Below are 19,643 nucleotides of genomic sequence, written 5' to 3' on the forward strand. Positions count from 1 at the left end.
GTGCTGGACGGCGTTTCGTTCGCTGTCTGCCCGCCGAGACCATCGCCCTGGCGGGTGGCGCCGGGTTCAGGTCACATATCGTTACATGCATTTGACAATCACTTTCATCTGCATGAAGGTGCTTCGTCATGACGTCTTCAACGGCCGTCGATCATGTGGCGAACTCGGACGCCTCCGCCGGCGACACCTCGGCAGAGGTCGCTGCGCGTCCGTCGCCCCGGACAGGCAATGCTGTCGCCGCCCTGTTGGCGCTGCTGGTCATTTCGATTGTGGTGGTGATCGGCCTCGGCCCCGTGGTCATCCCGCCCGACGAGACGGCCCGGTACCTGTGGGCGGCGCTCACCGGCGGCCGTATCGACGCCGATGAGGTGACCACGTACCAGATCATCTGGCAGATCCGTACTCCCCGGGTGTTGCTCGCGGCGATCGTCGGTGCGGGCCTTTCCGCGGTCGGTGTGGCGATCCAGTCACTGGTTCGCAACGCCCTGGCCGATCCATACGTACTCGGGGTTTCCTCCGGGGCATCGGTCGGCGCCGTCGCGGTCACGGTCGCGGGCGGTCTCAGCGCGCTCGGCATCTACGCGATTTCCGCTGGGGCCTTCCTCGGCGCGATGGCCGCCGCGGCGCTGGTCTACCTGGTCGCGTACAGCCGCGCCGGCGTCACGCCCCTGCGTCTCGTGCTGACCGGCGTGGTCATGTCGTTCGGTTTTCAGGCACTGATGGCGGTGATCATTTACTTCACACCGGACAGCGAGGCGACCGCCACCATGCTGTTCTGGTCGATGGGCAGCTTCGGCGCCGCGACCTGGGGTGGCCTGCCGGTGGTCGCGGCCGTCGTCCTCGTCGGCGTGGTCGTCCTGCACTGGCACGGCCGCACCCTGGACGTGCTGACCTTCGGCGACGAGGCGTCCACCAGCTTGGGCGTCGACACGATCGGGGTACGTCGGCGACTGTTCGTCATCACCTCACTGGTCACCGGTGCGATGGTGGCGGTCAGCGGAGCGGTCGCGTTCGTCGGTCTGGTGGTGCCGCACGTGGTCCGCATCGTGGTCGGCGCCTCGCACCACCGAGTGCTGGTGGTCGCGCCGCTGGCCAGCGCCGTCTTCATGGTCTGGGTGGACCTGATCTCCCGCACTCTCGTGGCCCCTCGGGAGCTACCGCTGGGTGTGATCACCGCGCTGGTCGGGGTGCCGGTGTTCCTCGCGCTGATGCGCCGCCGTGGCTACCTGTTCGGCGGTCGGTGATGGATCTCCGCCTCGACGACGTCACGGTGGCGGTCGATGACAACGTCATCGTCCGTGATTTGTCGCTCGACGTGCCGCACGGGCAGGTTGTTGGACTGATCGGACCGAACGGATCCGGTAAATCGACTGCATTGCGCTGCATCTACCGGGCCCTGCGCCCGAGCCGCGGCGCGGTGTGGATCGGCCCCGACGACTTGTCCACCCTGCCACTGCGCCGCAGCGCGCGGTCGGTCGCCGCGCTCACCCAGGACGGCGGTACGGACCTCGACTTCACGGTTGCCGAGACGGTGGCGCTCGGTCGCGCCCCGCACCTGCGCGGCAACCAGCCACTCAGCGACCGGGAGCGAGACCTGTGTCGTCGGGCGATGGCCCAGCTCGACGTGCTGCATCTGGCCGGCCGGGGGATGCTCACCCTGTCCGGCGGTGAGCGGCAGCGGGTGTTCGTCGCCCGGGCCCTCGTGCAGGAGCCGCAGGTCCTGGTGCTCGACGAGCCGACCAATCACCTGGACGTCCGGCACCAGATCGAGCTGCTGTCCCTGTTGCGTGGATCAGAGCTCACCGTGCTCGTCGTCCTGCATGACCTGAACCTCGCCGCTGCCGCCTGTGACCGGCTCGCCGTGTTGTCGCAGGGACGGCTCGTCGCCACCGGGACCCCGGCCGACGTCCTGACCGCCGATCTGGTCCGCACGGTGTTCGGCGTCGCGGTCAGCGTCGTGACACACCCGCTGACCGGTGATCCGCAACTGCTCTATTCCCTCGACTCAGCACCCTCTTCGGAAGGAATCACCACATGAACGGGACAATTTCCCGCCGGCCGGCCGCGCTGCAGGCCGTGCTGGCGTCGTTGGTCGCCGCGGCACTGCTCGCCGGTTGTGGTGCCGAGGTCGAACCGAGCGGGAGCGAAGCGCGGAAGGTCACGGTCAACCGGTGCGGCGAACCGGTGGAATACACCACTCCGCGACGCGCGGTCGTCTACGAGGGCGGTAGCGCCGACAAGATGTTCGCCCTCGGCCTCACCGAGCACGTCCACGGGTACGTCATGCCACCGGCCAATCCGCCGGTCACCGAATCACCGTGGGCCCCCGAGTACGCCAAGGTCGAGTTCCTCAGCGACGATCTCCTCAACCGGGAACTCCTGGTGGAGGCCAAGGCTGACTTCGTGGTCGCTGGCTGGAACTCCGGGCTCAGCGACAAACGCGGCACCTCTCCGGAGATCCTCGACGGGCTCGGCATCCAGAGCTTCATGCACGCAGAGTCCTGCTTCAACTATCCGAATTACCCCGAGCGGCACGCTCCGTTCGACGGCCTCTACACCGACCTGGAGCGGCTCGGCCAGATCTTCGGTGTGCAGCAGCGGGCCGCCACGGTGGTTGCCGATCTGAAGCGGCGGGTCGAGGCGGTCAAGGCCCAGTCACCCGCCACCCGGACGCCGGTGTTCCTCTACGACTCCGGCACCGATCAGCCGTTCACTGCCGGCAAGCAAGTGCCGCCGAACGACATCATCTCCTTCGCTGGCGGCCGAAACATCTTTGGCGACCTCGACGGCCGTTGGACGCAGGTCGGCTGGGAAGCGGTCGTCCAGGCCCAGCCCGAGGTGATCATCATCCTCGACTACCAGGACCAACCGGCCGAGCAGAAGATCAGATTCCTGAAGACCTCGCCCACTATCAAGAACCTGCCCGCGGTGGTCAACAACCGATTCTTCGTCCTCGACTACAACGAGGGCATCAGCAGTCCGCGCAACGTCGACGGGCTGGAGAAGTTCGCCGCGTACCTGCGGGACCTGCAGTCCTGACCGCAGCAACGAAAGATCAGCCCACGTGACGAGCACGTCCCCACCTACCCCGTCGTGACCGAGCCACGCCCCGGCCGGTCGATCCTGCGCGAGCCGGCCTTCCTGCGCCTCTGGTTGGGCACGACCGCGTCGGGTCTGGCCACCTGGGCGATGCCGTTCATGCTCGGTCTGGCCGTGCTGGACCGGCGGATCGGCCCGGTCACGTTAGGCGTCGTGCTCGCGGCCCGCACGGTTGGCTTCCTGGCCGCCGTACCGCTGGGGGGTGTGCTGGCCGACCGGCACTCCCGGCGGGCGGTGCTGTTCTGGTCCGGGCTGGCCGCCGCGGCGGCCAGCCCGCTGCTCGCCGTCGGCGTGGGCCGATCGGTCGCGCTGACCGCGGCTGCGGCGGCCGTGGTCGGCGCGGGCCAGGGTGCCTGCCGCCCGGCCTTCCAGGCGCTCACCGCCGAGATCGTCGAACCGGAACGCCGTCAACAGGCGAACGCCGCGACGACCCTGGCGGTGCGGGTCAGCACGCTGGTCGCCCCGGCACTGACGGCGCTGCTGGCGGCAGCCCTGTCCGTTCCGGCACTCCTGCTGGGCACCGCTGCCCTGTGGCTGGTCGCGGCGCTCGTGCCACCGCGCGGTCACCACATGCCCGACACCGGCACCGCCAGCCAGCGAATCACCACCGACCTCGTCGACGGCATGCGAGAGGTACAGCGGCACCCGTGGTTCCTGGCCGGGCTGGCGGCCCTTACCGCGGTCATCGCCACCGGGTACTCCGCGACCGGCGTCGCCCTCCCCCTGGTCAGCCGGGACCGCTACGGCACGGAAGCGGTGCTGGCGGCGGCCACCACCGCATACACCGTCGGCGCGCTCGTCGGTGCGGTGCTGATCAGCCGGTGGCGTCCCCGGAACCAAGGTTGGGCCGCCCTGGCCGGGCTGTCACTCTACGGCTTCGTGCCGCTGAGCCTGCTGTTCCCGGTCCACCCCGCCGTGGTGGTCGGAGCCTACGCGCTGGCCGGACTCGGCATCGAACTGTTCAACGTGCCCTGGTTCACCGCGACCCAACGCGAAGTGGATCCCCGCCTCCTGGCGCGGGTCTCCTCCCTGGACTTCCTGTTCTCCTACGGGCTCGCGCCGGTCGGCCTCGCCGTCATCGCACCGGCGATCAACGCGTACGGTACTCCCGCTGTGCTGGCCACCTGCGCGGTCGTCTGCTTCGCCGCCCCGACGGTCTCGGCGCTGATCCCGACCACCCGCACCTTCTCCGGTAACTCTTCGCGGCGCGCCCGGGCCCCTGCCGCCGGGTCTGCCCGGTGAAGGCGATCATGCGCGTGACCGGTGGCCAGGACCGATGCCCGTGCTGGCATGACGAGGTTCGCCACCACGAAACGGTGGGCTCGCCCCGCGAGCCCGAGAAGCGAGGGCGGAGCGGTGGAGTCGCCGTGTACCAGCAGCGCGTCGGCGGTCTGCAGCGCTGAGTCGGTCCCAGACCCAGGGCGCCCAGCACCAGCGGGTGCCTATGTTCGTCGCCGCGGACCGATCCACGACCGCCTGGAAGGATACGAGCCCTTTCACGTTCGCGGCTGAAAGCCGCCAGCAATCGTCCACCGATCGCAGTTGGCTCGACGGATGCCGACTCATACCGATCCGACCACCACCGCCCGTCGTGCCTTCCACAGCTCCCCGCTCCTCGGTTGGCTGGCCGTGGTCTCGGTGGCGATGGGCATCTTCGTCATCGTCACCGCCGAGATCCTGCCGATCGGACTGTTGACCTCGATCGGATCCACGTTCGGCGTGTCCGACGGCATCGCTGGTTTGACGATGACCATGCCAGGGTTGCTGGCGGCTGTGTCAGCACCGATCGTCACCGTCGCCGTCGGTCGGCTCGACCGACGAGTGCTGCTGTGCGGGTTGATCCTGCTGCTGGCTGCGGCGAATCTGGTCGCTGCCACCGCGACGTCCTACCCCGTCATGGTGGCGTCCCGAGCAATCGTCGGCGTCGTGATCGGTGGTTTCTGGTCGATCGGGGCGGGCCTCGCCCCACGGCTGGTGCGGCCTGAACGTGTCGGTGTGGCTACCGCGGTGGTCTTTTCGGCCGTACCGCTGGGATCGGTATTCGGCGTTCCGGCCGGAACCTTCATCGCCCAATTCGGTGGCTGGCGCACGGCGTTCATCGTGCTCGGCGCGCTCACCGGGATCGTGTTGCTGGCGTTGGTCGCGGTGCTACCGCCGTTGCCCGCCGCCCAACCGGTCAAGCTCGCCGCGTTGGTCGATGTGGTGAGTAGTCGCACCGGTCGCACGGCACTGGTCCTGACGGTCCTGGTCGTGACCGCGCATTTCGGCACGTACACCTACGTGACTCCGTTCCTGCAGCACGTCACCGGCGTCGGGACGGTCACCCCGTTCCTCCTGGTCTATGGCATCGCCGGCGTCGTGGGTAACTTCATCGCCGGCGCGACCGTTCGGCTTCGCCTACGGGCGACCATGATCGCCAGTGCCGTCGCGCTCGCCGCCGCCACCGGGCTGCTGTCCGTGCTCGGCACCGCGTCGATCGGAGCGGTCGTGCTGCTCGCTGTGTGGGGCCTCGCCTACGGGGCGGTGCCGGTCTGCTCGCAGTCCTGGTTCGCGGCTTCGAACACGGGCTCGACTGAGGCCGCGTCCGTGCTGTTCACGTCGTCGTTCCAGGCCACCATTGCGCTCGGCGCGTTGCTCGGCGGCGTCGTGGTCGACGCGACGTCGCCGTCGGTACTCATGGCGTTCGGCGCCGGGGCCGCCCTGCTCGTGGCGCTGGTCGCCGCGAGGCCCTCCGGCCTTCCTATGTGGGGGCGGTAAGACCTACATCTGCCATCTCGGTCCTTTGACCATCGGTGCTTCCTGCGCTGGCGAACCCGCTGCCGCACCCCGGCGCCACGTCAAATCACTGCCGGTCGGCCGTCACCATAGTGGGCACAGACCGTCATCGTTTCGTCGTCGGGTCCGCGGCGCTGCCGGGTAGCACATGGGTTCAGCCGCTACGGAAGGAGCAGCCATGGCACCCGACAGAACTGCGACGTTGGTCCTCGATCGGCGACGGTGCCAGCGCATGGGATCTTAGCTGCGACCTGCGCGAAGGCCTCATCAAGTATCTTCGCACCGTCCACCCACAGTGGCTCCCTCGCACCCGCCAGGACTACAAGCCCTGATGGCCCACGCTGGGATGCTGGCCGTCGCACACCCGGCACACGGACAACCTATGCCTCCGCACCCCTCGCTCGGCTACTCGAGGCGCACTTCGTCGAGCAGTTCCAGCCAACCTTGCAGATCCGCGCCGCAGTTTCAGCACGATCAGAATTACCGAAGTGCGCGCCAACATAGTGGCCGGGCATGCGGAGAACGCCCTGGGGTGCAGCCCTGTTGTACCCGCGTGGCTGAGCCTCGCTTATTGGTTTATGACTGTGAGAGCGTTGGTTGCCGGTTCGGGATTCAGTGCTGCCGGGGAGCCGGGTCAGATGTCGAGGATCAGTGCACGATGGTCCGAGACTTCCGGCTCGGCCATGATTTCGAACCGCTTGACGGCGGTGGTATCGGAGACGAGCATGTAGCTCGCGTGTCGTACTGGCTTGCGGTAGTGCGAGGTCCGTGTGTCCGCCATGCCTACCAGGTCGGTGAGGCCGACCTCGGCCAGCACGCTGAATGTCTCGCTCTCGGGCAGTAGGTTGAAGTCTCCGCAGACGATCACCAGATCGTGAGGCTCGCGTGTCCGGCGGACGAGCTCCGCGAGCCGCTCGGCCTGGCGACGCCGTGCCGGGGTATCAGTCTTGCCGATCGGATCGCGCAGCCCGTGCACCTGGACGACCCACACAGACCGGCCGACAGCACGATCAACCGTACGCACGGCGAGCGCGATACGAGGCCGATTACCGACCGTCCACTCAATATGGTCGACGAATTGCCCATGCACGAAGGCCGAGTCGACACCGATGATGGGCAGGTGCTCCCCCACCAAGGTCGCCAGACCGAAATCTTGCCGATGGCGGGCTCCGGTGCTGTCATGCACCGGGCCGGAGTCGCTGGCCACAAAGGTGGCCTGGTGGCGCGGCAACGCTCTGCGGACGTCATCGAAGAGATCAGCACGCTGGGGCAGCGTGCGTTGCCCGTCCTCGAAGCGCGTCCATCCGGTCAGCCCTGGCGTCCGAGTTACCTCCTGCAGGCAGGCGATGTCGGCCCCGGCGCAGGGCAGCCACGCGAGAAGTTCGTCGAACAGCGCGCCGCCCCAGGCGTTCACACTCACGATCCGCACAGCGATGCACCCGCCGTCTCAGGTTGATCTCTCGCACTCATCGGTCTGCCAGGGAGCGACTCGACCATAGATCGCGGGGGCAGTAGCGGGTTGGGCGGGGTCGGCTGCGCGACGTAGGCGGTGTCGACAGGTCGCTCTTCCTTAACGCCAGGGCTGAGGCGCGGATCTCGATATGAGCGTGCGCGGCCAGGGAGCATCACTATTCCTGGCGCCCCTGACGGATGGTGTTCGGCGTGTCCCTGCGGGGTGAGGGCCGCGGTGGCCCTCGCCTTACCGGCTCACGAGCAGGCGAAAGGCGCTGGTGGAGCTGATAGGGCCGGCAGGGCACGGTGGTCATGGCGTGCGACATCGGAAACAAGGAGATCCGACCCTTCGTGCAGACCATCGCCATCGAGAGCTGTACGACCCCTTATCTGATTAACTCAGTGTTGACCGGGGCGATCGAGCCGAGCGCCGGGCGGTATCAGCCATCACGCAGCAACCGGCGCAATTGACCTGGGGTGTGACCGACATGCGCGCGGACCGTCCGAGTCAGGTGCGCCTGGTCGGCGAAACCCACGTCGATCGCCACCCGCGCCGGCTCCGCGCCTGCGGTTAGCAGGTCCAGTGCCCGGCCGACCCGCAGTCGGTTCCGGTAGCGGGTCAACGGAACCCCGACCAGCGCATGGAAAGACCGACTCAACCGGTATGGCGACACCCCGAGTGAGCGGGCCAACGGCAGCAGACCGGCGGCTTCGGGAGCGTCGTCGTGCACCGCCGCCCGGGCAGCCTCTACCAGCGACCGGTCTCGCTCGGACACGCCGTTGGCGGGCGTTGCCGCTGCGCCGACGAGCCGAACGAGTCGCTCGGCGATGGCGAAGTCCGGGTCGGGACGGGTTACGGCGCGCAGCAGCAGGCGGTGCGCCAGGTCGATCCGGGCGTCGAGGTGGACCACGGCTGGCGCCGCCCGCCCGTTGAAAAGTTCCCACCACAGCTGCGACGACAGATGTAGGGAGGTGCACTCGTCGCCCCCGGCTGGGTGGGCGAAGCGTTGTTCCTCGCCAGGCACCGTCAGGTAGGCCACCGTCGGGTCGACGAACTCCTCGCCGCCCCGCCCGCGTAGCCGAAAGCCGCCGCGACGTGTCAACACCAAGCCGTATGAAGGGCAGGGTTCCGGTGCGGACCAGTCGGTGTGGTCGTCCCGGCAGAACACGGCGTCGATCCGGAAGTCGGGGTGGCGGGCGAGGGCAACGCTGCTCCGCATAACAGCCAGGATAGACGCGGGTCGGATCTGACTCTCACGACCATCGTCGCCGCCCCACCCCGGGGCCCAGCGAGTATCTGATCCGCGCGGGCGCCCCGCCGGGGTCAACGTCGCTGACGTCATGCAGACGCATGGAACTGATGGCGGAGGCCCGCAGGCACCCTATGTGGCGGGCTTTGAGGCCGCCGGCGAGATTGTGGGTGTCGACCCGGACGTTTGCAAGGATCTTCAAGACGTTGGGTGCCGCCTGGACAAGGCTGTGAGTGGTTCTGCGCCTCGAAGGAGTTATCGATATGCCCGCACTTGCGCAACTCACCACCGTCGTCATCGACTGCGGCGCACCTGGCCCGCTCGCCGAGTTCTACCGTACGGTCACGGGTTGGGAGATCACGTACAGCGATGCCGATTGCGTCTACCTCGGCGGCCCCGTTCAGCTCGGATTCCAGCGCGTCGAGGGCTACCAGCCGCCGAGTTGGCCCGACCCGGCGAAGCACGCTCACCTCGACTTCAAGGTTGCCGATGTCGAACACGCCGTCAAGGAACTGCTCGCCCTCGGCGCGACCAAGCCCGCGTTTCAACCCGGCGGCGACGAGTGGGTCGTGCTCGCCGACCCCGAGGGGCACCTGTTCTGCCTGGCTGCCGGCGACTGAGTCCCGGGTCGTCTGCCGCACCACGTTCCATAGGAGTAGGAGAGATGGCGTCACTCAGCAAGGAAATCTCGATCAGAGCCAGCGCTGACGATATCTGGAAGGTGATCGGTGACTTCGAAGCCGGTCCCACCCGCATGGCATCCGGTTACGTCGTCGACACTCGCCTCGACGGAGACTGCCGGGTCGTCACGTTCGCCGATGGCGCCGTGGCCCGGGAACGGCTCGTGTCCCTGGACCACGGCGCTCGCCGGATCGTCTACTCGGTCGTCGGCGGCACCCTGAGTCCGACCCATGACAACGCCTCTATGCAGGTCGTCGCCGATGACGAGCACAGCTGCCGACTGATCTGGATTCACGACGTCCTACCCCACGATCTCGCCAAACCCATCGAAACGGCCATGATCCACGGGATGGAGGCCATCAAACAGACGCTGGAACCCGAGACGACCTGACGCACCCCAGCGGGAACCCTTCTCAGGTCGGCCAACACATACACCGGACCCCTCGACGGTCCACCCGTCCAACCATGCGACCCGTGACCCGCAGCGGAGCCTGTTGGCTCGACTCGTCGAGTCGAGCCAACAGGCATGGACTGGGACGGGAAGGGTGAATTCACGCACCTGTCGCTGTCAGACGAGGCCGGCAGGACCCGCGCCTGATAAGGCTGACCGGCCGACCCGATCAGGAGCGCGGCGAGCTGAGGTCCGCCGAGTGGTTACCCACAGCGGCGCGGCCCCGCAGGACAGCTACCGCGAGCGACGAGCAACCCCGGCCGCCAGCGTGCCGGGGAACCCACAGCCCTCGGCCTGTCTAGCTCGCGTGGCGCCCTCACAACCGGGGTGGCACTTCGCGGTGCGCCACCATCCCGATCTGCTTTCGACGCCATCCCGGCGGTCGTCGACCAAGGTGCGCGGCTTCCTCCGCAAGCCCAATCCTGCGCCACCGTACATTTCCGACGAAAGGATCCCTCTCGTGTATTTCGTCACAGGGGCCACTGCCCACTTCGGACGTCAGGTAGTAGAGGAACTGCTCGGCGCCGACGCGCCGGTTCGGGCACTGACCCGCGCTCCGGAGCGGGCAGCGCTTCCGGACGGCGTCGACGTCGTCCGTGGCGACCTGACCAAGCCGGAGACGCTACGGGGAGTGCTGGCCGGCGTCGAGGTCGCCTTTCTGGTCCTGCAATACGGCATGGACGTCGCCCCGCTGCTGGCGGCCGCGAACGCGGCCGGCGTACGGCGGCTGGTGTTTCTCTCCTCCGGAGCCATCATCCCTGGTGCCGAGCGGCAACCCAACGTGATCGCGCAGTACCACCGAGACGTCGAACGGGCCATCGAGGGATCCGGCATGGAGTGGACGTTCCTGCGGCTGCTCTTCCCCGCCATCAACTCGCTGACGTTCGGGATGCAGCTCACGGGCGGCGACGTGATCCGCGCGCCCTATACCAAGGCGGCGTTCAGCGCCGTGCACGAACGCGACGTCGCGGAGGTGGCCGCGCGGATCCTGATCGGCGGCGGGCACGAAGGACGAACCTACGACCTGACCGGCCCCGAGTCGCTGACCCAGGCACAGCAGGTCCACATCCTCGGCGAGACGCTCGGGCGCCCGCTCAGCGTCGAAGACCTCGCCCCGGAACCAGTGCTGGAGCAGATGAGCCAGTTCATGGACCGCGAGTTCCTGGCGGCACTGTTTGGCCTCATGGCGGAGGCGGTCGGCAAACCAGCGCCGGTCAACAACGTCATCGAACAGATCACCGGGCATCCCGCGCGTACCTACGCGCAGTGGGCCGCGGACCACCGGGCCGAATTCGCTGGCTGATCGATCCGGCAGGGGCGGCGTTCGCCGCCCCTGCCGCGGGATGGAGAGGGGACGCACGGTGGCACGCGTGTTGAGCCAGAGGGAGTTGGGGCGAGCCCTGCTGGCCCGTCAGATGCTGCTCGAACGGGCTGACGTGACCACCGAGGGCGCGGTCACCCAACTGGTCGGCATGCAGGCGCAGGCACCGTACGCGCCCTATTTCGGGCTCTGGACCAGACTGCGCGAGTTCCGCACCACCGACCTGGTGAAGGCGTTGACCGGACGCCGCCTGGTAAGGATCGCGCTGATGCGCAGCACTATCCACCTGGTCACCATCGCTGACTACCGCGCGCTGCGGCCCTGGGCGCAGCCCGCGCTCGACCGGGAACTGGACAGCGCGTTCAAAAGGGCGCTGACCGGCCTGCACCGCGCGGCCGTAGCGGAGGCAGGCCAGGCGCTACTCGACGCACAGCACCTCACTCCGACACAGCTCGGCGTGGCGCTGCGGGAGCGGTGGCCGGATCGCGAACCCGGCGCACTCGCCGCCGTCGTGCGTAACCTGGTACCCCTGGTACAAGTGCCGCCACGCGCCGTCTGGGGCATCGGCGGCACCACCCGGTACGCGACGGCGGCCGGCTGGACCGGAGCCGAGCCCGCCCCGGTCGCCGACTGTGAACGGGTCGTGCTGCGCTACCTTGCCGCGTTCGGCCCGGCGTCGGTCAAGGATGTACAGACCTGGGCCGGTCGAACCCGCCTGCGTCCCATCCTCGAAAGGCTGCGGCCCCGGCTCGCGGTCTTCCGCGACGAGTGCGGCGTGGAATTGTTCGACCTCCCGGACGGGCCACGCCCGGGCGCCGACGCCCACGCGCCGGTTCGCTTCCTGCCCGAATACGACAACCTACTGGCCTCTCACGCCGATCGCAGCCGCGTGATCTCCGAGGAGGCCCGCAAACGAGTCACCTTGCGCAACGGGATGCGCGCCACCTTCCTGATGGACGGGAAGGTGGCGGGCGTGTGGAAGCTTCATCGTGATACGGGGGCAGCGAATCTGGAGATAGAGCCGTTCCGGCCACTCAACGCGACCGAGCGCGACGAGGTTCAGATCGAGGGTGTCCGGTTACTCGCGTTCGCTGCGCCTGAGGACCGCCACGACATCCGCTGGCACCGGTTTACGGTCGGGACCTGACGGTGGCCACCCCCTTGAGCGCCTGCGGATGTGCGTCGAGGACCCGGGGTGCCGTCGACCTTTGCCCATCGCCGAAGTCGAGATGGACGAGGCGCCATTGGTAGGTGTGGCCCCCTCAATGACAGCGCCCGGGCTGTGGCGACGCTGACCGGTCAGCCGATCGCCGCGCGGCCCGCGAACCAGGCAAGACAGCACCTGGCCCGCCGGGGTATCGCCGTGGCCATTCCCACGAAGACCGGCCAAGCCGACGGCCCACGCAGCGGGGTGGAAGGGCGGCCGGCCGCCGACCTTCGACCCCGCATACGGGCAGTGCCCGGCCACTGAATGGGGCGTCAATCAGCTGGAACGCAACACCAAGCGGCCACGTGCTGGAACAAGCTCGTCGTGCGGCACCACACCACGGTGCACAGCGCCACCATCGAATGGCTCGGACCAGCCTCAACAAGGACCTAGCACCACTGACAGGGCTCGCACGACGGCCGTGACGACCGCGATCCGCTCTCGCAGCAAGTCCCGGAGCCGCTGCGGACGCCTGGTCATAGCAGGTCTTTGTTGGTGCGGGCGCTCCAGACCGCCAGTGCTGCTGCCAGAGCACAGGCGCCGCCGAGCCACAGGACTGCCTGGAGGGTGAGCGAGTCGACGATGACGCCGCCGGTGAGCGCCCCGAGCCCGATCGACAGGTTGAACACCGCCACCCACAGGGCGGAGGCCGCTTCCACGGATTGAGGCGCGGTCTTGATCATCCATGTTTGCAGGCCGACCGACACTCCGCCGAAGGCCAGGCCCCAGACGATCAACAGTGCCGCGCCGCCGACTGGTCCCCCGCCCAGTACCAGGTAGAGGGGCATCGCGGCAGTCAGTGCGACGGCGATGGCCAGCACGGTCCGGTGCGGGTTGCGCGCCAACGCGGCGCCAGCGATGAAGTTGCCGACCATGCCGGCCGTACCGAACCCGAACAACAGCGGACCGACGAGTCGTTCGTCGATCCCCGACAGCTGCTGCAGTGCCGGGCTCACGAAGGTGTACGCCGAGAAGTGGCCGGTGACGATGAGGAATGTCGCGAGGATGCCGACGCGGACACCCGGGTTGCGGAATTGCTCGGCCAACAGCCGCGGGCTGACGGGCTGGGACGCGGCCAACGGTGGCAGCACTGCCAGCAGAGCGAGCAGCGCGACGAAGGCCAGGGCGCTCAGCGTCGCGAAGGCGAAACGCCAGCCGGAGAAGTCGCCGAGCAGCGTGCCAAGGGGAACGCCAAACACGTTCGCGGCTCCGACACCGCCGAAGATGACCGCGGTGGCCCGTGGTACAGACGCGGGAGCCACGAGTCGGACGGCCAAGCCGCTGGCAACGGCCCAGAAGCCTCCGATCGCCACCCCGACGAGCACCCGAGAGGACACCAGCACGGCGAAGTCAGGCGCCAGGGCCGAGGCCACGTTCGCGACGGTCATCAGCCCCATCAGGCCCAGCAGCAGCAGTCGCCGGTCCATCCCGCCGACGAGTACCGGCACCAGCGGTGCCGCGACCGCGGCGACCAGGCTGGGCACGGTCACCATCAACCCGGCCGTCCCTTCGGAGACCGACATGGCCGATCCGACGGAGGTCAGTAGTCCGATCGGCAGTTGCTCGACGGTCACCAACAGGAATGTTCCCAGAGCAACCGCAGTGACTGCCAGCCAGCGACTCCTCCGTGGCGCCTGCTGCTCGGTCGCCCGGTCAGCGGTTCGTTCTGTCGTCGTCACCGATACCTCCTCGACCTATACGGGAGCGATCGCTCCCGTATGCCAGAAGGGACCCTAGTATGGGAGCGGTCGCTCCACAAGCTTGGTAGGGTGACGGGCATGCCACGCCCCAGACAGTTCGACGAGCAGGACGCGGTCATCAGGGCGACCGAATTGTTCTGGCGCCGCGGTTACAACGCCACCTCCGTGCGTGATCTGGGCGCCGAACTCGAACTCACTCCCAGCAGCCTCTATCGCACGTTCACCGATAAGCACACGTTGTTCCTGCGCGCGCTCGACCACTATCGGGCGACCGAGTCCGCCGAGGCCGAGCAGCGGTTGGACGCCGCAGGGCGTTCGGTCCGCCAGGTACTGCGAGAATGGATGCTGTGGCTGGTCTCCCGCCCGCAGGCAAGCGAGTCCGGTCGAGGCTGCTTCGTGGTCAACACAGCAACCGAACTCGGCGCCACCGACGCCCAGGTCAGCCAGCGAACCGAGGCCGCCTTCGAGGTCACTCGGCATGCACTGCGGACGCTGTTGCAGGAGGGCCGTCGCAGCGGCGAACTACCCGCCGACCTCGACATCGACGCCGCCGTGGAACTGCTGTTCACCACGGTACTCGGACTGCGGGTACGAGAGCGCGCGGGCCACGACCGGGCACGACTTGCCACTGCGATCGACGTCGCGGTCCAGTCTCTGGGCAGTGTCTCGAGGTGCGGGTAGCCACTCGTGGATCACGGTGACGTGGATGGTGGCTTCGTAGCGGACAGCCAGCTTTCGTATCGGGTGGCCAGCCCGTGGTGGCGCTTGAGGCGGTTGATGCCGCACTCGACCGCGTGGCGCTGCCGGCAGACTCAGATCGAAGGCAGGCGGCCGGCCGCACCCACCCGCTGAACCCCCACACGGCGGGCCGAACTCGCGGCGCCGTTGTCCCCCGTTCGCGCGTTGACATGCCGCGGCGAGCATCCGATGAAGCGCCAGCACTTCGTGGTAGCCCTCGCCCGTACGGTCCCCACGTCCACCGCTCAAGCGTGCCGCATGCCGCCGTTCACCGGTTTGAATGATGCTGCGCGGAGGACACAGGTACGCGAGCAGTCAGAGGTTGTCCTCGTCCGATGGCGGCATCCCGGGCTTGCTGAAGATGTTGCTGATGTACTTGCTGACCAAGGAGTCAGGGGAGCCGGCCACCACAGCCGGCTCCCCACGTACATCAGACCCCTTCGGCCCCTCGTACGCCCGGCGGACGTCGACCTCCACGTCGAACCCGGCGTCGATGAAGATGTCGACGAACGTCTTCGACCACCCCACCGCTGCGTCCTTCGACCGCACGTCCCCTCGTCGTGCCGCCCCAGCCTGGCAAGGACCGCGCGGCGTTGCGACTAGCCGGCTCGAAGCGGCGCGGTGTCGAACGCGACCAGGGACTCCGTCACGACGCCGTCGCGCATCCGCATCCGGTCGATGCCCTGCCACTCGATGGCGACACCGGCGACGGTCGCCCGGGCCCGCCAGCTGATGAACAGCAGGTCGTCGCGCTGGGCGTGGTCCGTCACCTCGAGCCGCAGGTCGGGGAAGCGCTGGAGGGTTCCGGCGACCCGGCTCGCCCAGGCGTCGGCCCCGCGAATCGGCTCCGCCAGACCCGGCCAGGTCAGCACGATGTCCGGATCGCTCAGGGTACGGATCTTTTCCGGCGTGGGGTCACCCCAGGCCGCCGCCCACCGCTCGACGAAGTCAGGCATCGCCATCTCCTCAGCTAGAAAGATACGTACTCAAGGTACGTACTTGCGGGTTGGAAGTTACGTACCCGTAGTATGTGATGTCAAGTGGAGGGAGCAGGGATGCGGCGTACGCAGGCGGAGCGGACGGAGGCCACGACCTCGGGGCTGGTGGAGACGGCGGCCGGGCTGTTCGGCCGCGACGGCTACTCGGCCACCTCCATCGATGACGTCGCACGCGCCGCCGGGGTCACCAAGGGAGCGGTGTACCACCACTTCGACGGGAAGATCGGGCTGTTCCGGGCGGTCTTCGTACGCGAGGAGCAGCGGCTCGTGGAGCGGTTGGCTGCCGCGGCCGGCGGGACGGCCGACCCCTGGCAGGCCATCCGGGCCGGCTGCGCCGCGTTTCTCGACGCCTGTCTCGACCCGGCCGTGCGGCAGATCATCCTGCTGGACGGACCGGCGGTCCTCGGCTGGCAGGAGGTCCGCCGCATCGAGGACGACTACCTCGTCGCCCTGCTGCGCCGCGGCTTGGAGCGCGCGAGCGGGGGCAATATCGAGGCCCGTACCCACCTGCTGGTCGGGGCGCTCTGCGAGGCGGGTCTGTTGCTCGCGCGCGACCCTACGGCGAAAGCCGAGCTCCGTCGGGAGCTGAACCTGCTCCTCAACGCGTACTCGACGCGTTAGTACTCCAACGTCACCCGGCGCGGCGGCACTTCCCGCGACCGGATTTCCGATTCCGCATCGGAGGCTCTCCCCGGACTCGTAACCTCCTGGTGTCACGAATGGGGTGTCTGATCTGGAGAGAGCACGCGCGCGGTGGCTAGGAATCGACTGCGGGCGCTGTACAGGATCGGCAGTCACTGACGAACCTGAACCGAGGGAATGGAATCGACAATGAACCTGCGGCAACGCCGGATACGGGTAGGTATCCGGGCCAGTGTGGTTTCCGCCGTGGTGGTCGGGGCCACCACGCTCGCCGCGTCCCCCGGGTACGCGCAGCTGCGGGCCTTTCCCTCTGACCCGCGCGCCGAGTTTCACGAGGGCAACGCGACCACCTGTGCCCAGGTCGGTGAGGCCGACGCCCTCCAGATGGGCGCACCGGACGACAGCGACTCCGCCGACGATTTCGTGGCCGGAACCGTCGAGTCGTTACCTCAGGGGCAGGCGCTGAATGTCGCGATCACCCCGGCGGGCGTCACCGGCGGCGTGGTCGTCGACGCCGTGGTCGTGAAGGGCAGCAACGGGTACAACGTCTACCGAGACCCGGCCGTCCTGCCACCGACCCTGCCGCCGCCGCAGCGCTACATCTCCCCGCGGACCGAGGGCGGCAACATTCCTGACATCAGCCATTGGTTCGTCTGCTACCACACCGGACCCCTGCCGTCCGGGTCGCTGCTGGTCAGAAAACTGGTGATTCCCCCACTGGGCCGCTCGGCGCAACCGCTTCCCGACAGTTACACCGTCAGAGTGAACTGCCCGCAGACCGGCATCGCCGACGTCACCTTCGAAAGCGGCGGCGGGTCCGTCGTCATCCCCGACCTGGTAGCCGGTGACAGGTGCACCGTCGTCGAGCTGGAACAGCCGCTCCCCGCTGGAACGGTGGTGACCGGCTCACCTTCCACAGTGGAAATCGCACCAGGGACGACCGTCAGCGGCACGATAACCAACGACTTCTCCCGGGTCGCAGTGCAGACGGGCACCGTTCAGGTCGTCAAACGGATCACTGGTGCGCCCACCTCGCCGCCAGCGAGCTTCACCGCCCGGGTCGAATGCGACACGCCGTCCAGCCAGACGGTGTCGCTGCCCGCCACGGGTGGACCGGCCGATGCCGTCACCGTCACGGCCGAGTCGCTCTGCCGCGTCGAGGAGATCGTCCCGGCCGGTTGGACCGTCTCGTACTCCGTCGACGGCGCTCCGTCCACGTCGAGTCCGCCGCTGTTCACCGTCGAGAACCAGCAGACGGTGACCGTCACCGTGACCAACACGCCGCCGAGCGAACCGGGGCTGCCGGTGACCGGCGCCCCCACCGGCCAGGTCGTCGCCCTCGCCGGCATCTTCATCGCCTCCGGGTCGGCGATGCTGCTCCTCGCGCGCTCGCTGCGGGGCAGGTGCCGGATCGAAGCACGGTGACCAGCCGCACGGGTTGACGCGGACCCGGCGTCAGGATCGATGCGTTTCAAGCGATGATCCGCACCTCCGGGTAGGCCGGGCTCGGGCCTTCGAGCAGGGGCTGCCGCTGGTGGCGAAGGTGCAGGTCGAAGAACGCGAGCGGGTACGCCTGCTGTATCCGAATCGCCCGGGCCGGGCTCAAGGTGCCGACCCAGCCGGCGAGGTCCTCGTCGCTCATCCCGACGAACCTCGCCAGTTGCGGGATCAGTCACTGGCGGTCGCAGTACGCCCCGTGAGCCGCGCCCTCGGCATGCACGTTGAGGCGCCATCCGCGCAGGCTCGACCAGAACTGGGCGACGCTCGGCTCGGCGGTCCGGGTGAAATCTGCGGTCATCAGCATGAACGGCCGGTCGAGGTCGGTGACCGGCGGCGCCGACTCCATCGGCCCGTCGAAACTGAGCCCGCACCGGACGCGCCGGTCGGTGTTCATGACGAGAGCGGTCGCCGTGGCGCCCTTCGACCAGCCGAACATGCCGATGCGACGCAGGTCGAGCGCGGCACCCAGGCCGGCCGGCAGCGGACGGCGCTGGGCATCGGGGTTGCGACCGGCGGCGAGCTCCTCGACTCGGTCGAGGACGAACCGCATGTCGTCGGAGGAGTCCCATGGCGTGAAGGACATGCCGTCGACGGGGACGGTGAGCCGGCCGTCGGGGAACTCGCTGAACGCGTCGTAGGTATGATCCACCGTGACCACGACGTAGCCGTGGCTTGCGAGTTCTGTGCCGGTGATCGTGTTCTCCCACGGCAACGATGGTCACCGCGCCGACCACTGTCGTGGTCCCGACCCCGGGCGTCTAGGTGTTCCTGAACCGCGAGCTGCCGCAGCGGTGCGGCCGGCTCGAACAGCTGCTCGCCGTACGTCCACCAGCGGCACCGGCCAGGCTCGTACTGGCCGGTCGACCGTTTGCTGACCACGCCTTCGATGCCGGTGGCGACGGTCCAGTGCGTCAGTCAGTCCGCCGCCTGCCGCATGTCCACGGTCTGCGGAGTGAGGGTGAGCTGGGCCCGGGTGCCAGGACCCGGATCACCACGGAGGCGATCATCGGTGACGTGACCGACAGCATCCGCGACCCGAACACCGTGCTGCTCAGGCGGCGCAACCGGCGAGGAAGGCTGCGGTACACCGGCCGACTGCTCGGCCATGAGCTGGCCTGACCTGCGCCGCCACACTGGCTGCCGCCTTCAGAGGTTGACCCTGTTGACCGCCGTCGCCCACACCAACGGGCACGCAAGCAGGTTAAGCCCGGCTCCTCGTTGTCACTGAGCGGCACGTTGGGGCCTAGACTGACATCAGGCGGCAGCCGCTTGCGAGTTGCAACCGCTTGCGGCTTACGGGGCCAGCTCCCTGTGTTGTTCCTCCTGGCTTCGATCTCTAGTACGTTTGCCAACGATGGAACTCACGACGGTGTTGAAGTCAGTCCTCGTGGCCGTCGTTATCGTCGCAGGGCTTGGGGTTCTCTTTCTGATGGGTCACCCGTCACGCTTCGGACCAGGGTTGGCCGACCGAAGCGAGGCTGAGCGCGCGGCGATGATTGAGTCCGATCGTCGACATCATCATCTGGTTAACCGGGGATCGTCAGCAGCCATTTCGATCATTACCGGTGTTTTCGCGGTAGCCATCCTCGCCGGTCGGCCAGAGAAGCGCTCGAGCGGGCTTATTATGGCGGCGATATCATTGGCCAGCGCTGCGGTGTTTGTGTTGCTCATTCGCCGGGACCGGCAGCGGCCTGGGGATTAGAAGAAGATCCCAGCTCGCTGGGTCGAGCCGGCTCGGCGCTAGGTCGGTCATCGGGCACACCTTTCCGGCGTGGTTCGAGTGGGCGTTCCCTGGCTCCGGATGACCTCGGAACGTGCCGTCTAGTCGC

20 protein-coding genes and 1 pseudogene are annotated in these 19,643 nt (G+C 68.1%); 13 read left to right on the top strand and 8 right to left on the bottom strand.

The window, feature by feature from the left end; all coding sequences use genetic code 11:
- Positions 1-128 precede the first annotated feature (128 nt).
- The 5 genes from Q3W71_RS16490 (at position 129) to Q3W71_RS16510 (ending at position 5,856) form a co-directional block, all read left to right on the top strand.
- The gene (locus Q3W71_RS16490; protein ID WP_302920217.1) at positions 129-1,244 is read left to right on the top strand and encodes an iron ABC transporter permease; all 1,116 of its coding nucleotides are present in this window, start codon (positions 129-131) and stop codon (positions 1,242-1,244) included.
- Positions 1,244-2,038, top strand: a complete 795-nt coding sequence (locus Q3W71_RS16495) for an ABC transporter ATP-binding protein (RefSeq protein ID WP_302920218.1) — start codon at positions 1,244-1,246, stop codon at positions 2,036-2,038. The genes Q3W71_RS16490 and Q3W71_RS16495 overlap by 1 nt, the downstream gene beginning before the upstream one ends.
- Positions 2,035-3,039, top strand: a complete 1,005-nt coding sequence (locus tag Q3W71_RS16500; protein WP_302920219.1) for an ABC transporter substrate-binding protein — start codon at positions 2,035-2,037, stop codon at positions 3,037-3,039. The genes Q3W71_RS16495 and Q3W71_RS16500 overlap by 4 nt, the downstream gene beginning before the upstream one ends.
- 54 nt (positions 3,040-3,093) lie before the next feature.
- On the top strand, positions 3,094-4,341 hold the full coding sequence (locus Q3W71_RS16505) for an MFS transporter (protein ID WP_302920220.1): 1,248 nt from the start codon (positions 3,094-3,096) through the stop codon (positions 4,339-4,341).
- A 312-nt stretch (positions 4,342-4,653) separates the two neighbouring features.
- Positions 4,654-5,856: an MFS transporter gene (locus tag Q3W71_RS16510; RefSeq protein WP_302920221.1), complete on the top strand. Its 1,203-nt coding sequence runs from the start codon at positions 4,654-4,656 to the stop codon at positions 5,854-5,856.
- 652 nt (positions 5,857-6,508) lie between these two features.
- On the opposite strand, the gene Q3W71_RS16515 is transcribed toward Q3W71_RS16510, so the two are convergent.
- Together Q3W71_RS16515 and Q3W71_RS16520 are read right to left on the bottom strand one after the other, a co-directional pair.
- Positions 6,509-7,303 carry an endonuclease/exonuclease/phosphatase family protein gene (locus Q3W71_RS16515; RefSeq protein ID WP_302920222.1) on the bottom strand — a complete coding sequence of 265 codons (795 nt, stop codon included), beginning with the start codon at positions 7,301-7,303 and terminating at the stop codon, positions 6,509-6,511.
- 463 nt (positions 7,304-7,766) lie between these two features.
- Positions 7,767-8,546 carry an AraC family transcriptional regulator gene (locus Q3W71_RS16520; protein ID WP_302920223.1) on the bottom strand — a complete coding sequence of 260 codons (780 nt, stop codon included), beginning with the start codon at positions 8,544-8,546 and terminating at the stop codon, positions 7,767-7,769.
- Between the two features lie 293 nt (positions 8,547-8,839).
- Here Q3W71_RS16520 and Q3W71_RS16525 point away from each other — a divergent pair, with 293 nt between their 5' ends.
- The 4 genes from Q3W71_RS16525 to Q3W71_RS16540 all read left to right on the top strand — a co-directional run bounded on the left by Q3W71_RS16525 (position 8,840) and on the right by Q3W71_RS16540 (position 12,176).
- A complete protein-coding gene (locus Q3W71_RS16525) occupies positions 8,840-9,196 on the top strand; it encodes a VOC family protein (protein ID WP_302920224.1) in 357 nt (118 codons plus the stop codon).
- A 44-nt stretch (positions 9,197-9,240) separates the two neighbouring features.
- Entirely contained in the window at positions 9,241-9,648 is a 408-nt protein-coding gene (locus Q3W71_RS16530; protein ID WP_302920225.1) for an SRPBCC family protein, read from the top strand.
- 520 nt (positions 9,649-10,168) lie between these two features.
- Positions 10,169-11,011: an NAD(P)H-binding protein gene (locus Q3W71_RS16535; RefSeq protein WP_302920226.1), complete on the top strand. Its 843-nt coding sequence runs from the start codon at positions 10,169-10,171 to the stop codon at positions 11,009-11,011.
- 58 nt (positions 11,012-11,069) lie between these two features.
- Positions 11,070-12,176, top strand: coding sequence for a winged helix DNA-binding domain-containing protein (locus tag Q3W71_RS16540; RefSeq protein ID WP_302920227.1), 1,107 nt, complete (start codon positions 11,070-11,072; stop codon positions 12,174-12,176).
- Between the two features lie 536 nt (positions 12,177-12,712).
- Here Q3W71_RS16540 and Q3W71_RS16545 read toward each other — a convergent pair.
- Positions 12,713-13,915 (bottom strand): MFS transporter, encoded by a 1,203-nt coding sequence (locus tag Q3W71_RS16545; protein ID WP_302920228.1) that lies wholly within the window; start codon positions 13,913-13,915, stop codon positions 12,713-12,715.
- A 99-nt stretch (positions 13,916-14,014) separates the two neighbouring features.
- Here Q3W71_RS16545 and Q3W71_RS16550 point away from each other — a divergent pair, with 99 nt between their 5' ends.
- Positions 14,015-14,617 (top strand): TetR/AcrR family transcriptional regulator, encoded by a 603-nt coding sequence (locus Q3W71_RS16550; protein WP_302920229.1) that lies wholly within the window; start codon positions 14,015-14,017, stop codon positions 14,615-14,617.
- Here the strand turns inward: Q3W71_RS16550 and Q3W71_RS16555 are convergent.
- The 3 genes and pseudogenes from Q3W71_RS16555 to Q3W71_RS16565 form a co-directional block, all read right to left on the bottom strand.
- A pseudogene (locus tag Q3W71_RS16555) lies at positions 14,615-14,791 on the bottom strand (transposase); the annotation flags it as partial. The gene Q3W71_RS16550 and the pseudogene Q3W71_RS16555 sit on opposite strands and share 3 nt — an antisense overlap.
- 198 nt (positions 14,792-14,989) lie before the next feature.
- Positions 14,990-15,223 carry a hypothetical protein gene (locus Q3W71_RS16560; RefSeq protein ID WP_302920230.1) on the bottom strand — a complete coding sequence of 78 codons (234 nt, stop codon included), beginning with the start codon at positions 15,221-15,223 and terminating at the stop codon, positions 14,990-14,992.
- A gap of 50 nt (positions 15,224-15,273) precedes the next feature.
- Positions 15,274-15,630: a nuclear transport factor 2 family protein gene (locus Q3W71_RS16565; protein WP_302920231.1), complete on the bottom strand. Its 357-nt coding sequence runs from the start codon at positions 15,628-15,630 to the stop codon at positions 15,274-15,276.
- A 99-nt stretch (positions 15,631-15,729) separates the two neighbouring features.
- Between Q3W71_RS16565 and Q3W71_RS16570 the strand changes: the two genes are divergently transcribed.
- Together Q3W71_RS16570 and Q3W71_RS16575 are read left to right on the top strand one after the other, a co-directional pair.
- Positions 15,730-16,293, top strand: coding sequence for a TetR/AcrR family transcriptional regulator (locus tag Q3W71_RS16570; RefSeq protein ID WP_302920232.1), 564 nt, complete (start codon positions 15,730-15,732; stop codon positions 16,291-16,293).
- 210 nt (positions 16,294-16,503) lie between these two features.
- Positions 16,504-17,739, top strand: a complete 1,236-nt coding sequence (locus tag Q3W71_RS16575) for a DUF5979 domain-containing protein (RefSeq protein ID WP_302920233.1) — start codon at positions 16,504-16,506, stop codon at positions 17,737-17,739.
- Positions 17,740-17,785: 46 nt separating this feature from the next.
- Here the strand turns inward: Q3W71_RS16575 and Q3W71_RS16580 are convergent, their stop codons facing one another.
- Both Q3W71_RS16580 and Q3W71_RS16585 read right to left on the bottom strand, forming a co-directional pair.
- Positions 17,786-17,956 carry a hypothetical protein gene (locus Q3W71_RS16580; protein ID WP_302920234.1) on the bottom strand — a complete coding sequence of 57 codons (171 nt, stop codon included), beginning with the start codon at positions 17,954-17,956 and terminating at the stop codon, positions 17,786-17,788.
- 30 nt (positions 17,957-17,986) lie between these two features.
- Positions 17,987-18,526 carry a hypothetical protein gene (locus tag Q3W71_RS16585; protein WP_302920235.1) on the bottom strand — a complete coding sequence of 180 codons (540 nt, stop codon included), beginning with the start codon at positions 18,524-18,526 and terminating at the stop codon, positions 17,987-17,989.
- A gap of 642 nt (positions 18,527-19,168) precedes the next feature.
- Between Q3W71_RS16585 and Q3W71_RS16590 the strand changes: the two genes are divergently transcribed.
- The gene (locus tag Q3W71_RS16590) at positions 19,169-19,516 is read left to right on the top strand and encodes a hypothetical protein (protein WP_302920236.1); all 348 of its coding nucleotides are present in this window, start codon (positions 19,169-19,171) and stop codon (positions 19,514-19,516) included.
- Positions 19,517-19,643 lie beyond the last annotated feature (127 nt).

Source organism: Micromonospora sp. C28SCA-DRY-2, from assembly GCF_030519475.1.
GTDB lineage: Bacteria > Actinomycetota > Actinomycetes > Mycobacteriales > Micromonosporaceae > Micromonospora.

Excerpts from the sequence above, each read along its gene's own strand:
- Q3W71_RS16565 (WP_302920231.1), bottom strand. The coding sequence starts at position 15,630 with ATGCCTGACTTCGTCGAGCGGTGGGCGGCGGCCTGGGGTGACCCCACG.
- Q3W71_RS16590 (WP_302920236.1), top strand. The coding sequence starts at position 19,169 with ATGGAACTCACGACGGTGTTGAAGTCAGTCCTCGTGGCCGTCGTTATC.
- Q3W71_RS16490 (WP_302920217.1), top strand. The coding sequence starts at position 129 with ATGACGTCTTCAACGGCCGTCGATCATGTGGCGAACTCGGACGCCTCC.
- Q3W71_RS16525 (WP_302920224.1), top strand. The coding sequence starts at position 8,840 with ATGCCCGCACTTGCGCAACTCACCACCGTCGTCATCGACTGCGGCGCA.
- Q3W71_RS16530 (WP_302920225.1), top strand. The coding sequence starts at position 9,241 with ATGGCGTCACTCAGCAAGGAAATCTCGATCAGAGCCAGCGCTGACGAT.
- Q3W71_RS16495 (WP_302920218.1), top strand. The coding sequence starts at position 1,244 with ATGGATCTCCGCCTCGACGACGTCACGGTGGCGGTCGATGACAACGTC.
- Q3W71_RS16570 (WP_302920232.1), top strand. The coding sequence starts at position 15,730 with ATGCGGCGTACGCAGGCGGAGCGGACGGAGGCCACGACCTCGGGGCTG.
- Q3W71_RS16580 (WP_302920234.1), bottom strand. The coding sequence starts at position 17,956 with ATGAGCGACGAGGACCTCGCCGGCTGGGTCGGCACCTTGAGCCCGGCC.
- Q3W71_RS16500 (WP_302920219.1), top strand. The coding sequence starts at position 2,035 with ATGAACGGGACAATTTCCCGCCGGCCGGCCGCGCTGCAGGCCGTGCTG.
- Q3W71_RS16520 (WP_302920223.1), bottom strand. The coding sequence starts at position 8,546 with ATGCGGAGCAGCGTTGCCCTCGCCCGCCACCCCGACTTCCGGATCGAC.
- Q3W71_RS16550 (WP_302920229.1), top strand. The coding sequence starts at position 14,015 with ATGCCACGCCCCAGACAGTTCGACGAGCAGGACGCGGTCATCAGGGCG.
- Q3W71_RS16575 (WP_302920233.1), top strand. The coding sequence starts at position 16,504 with ATGAACCTGCGGCAACGCCGGATACGGGTAGGTATCCGGGCCAGTGTG.
- Q3W71_RS16510 (WP_302920221.1), top strand. The coding sequence starts at position 4,654 with ATGCCGACTCATACCGATCCGACCACCACCGCCCGTCGTGCCTTCCAC.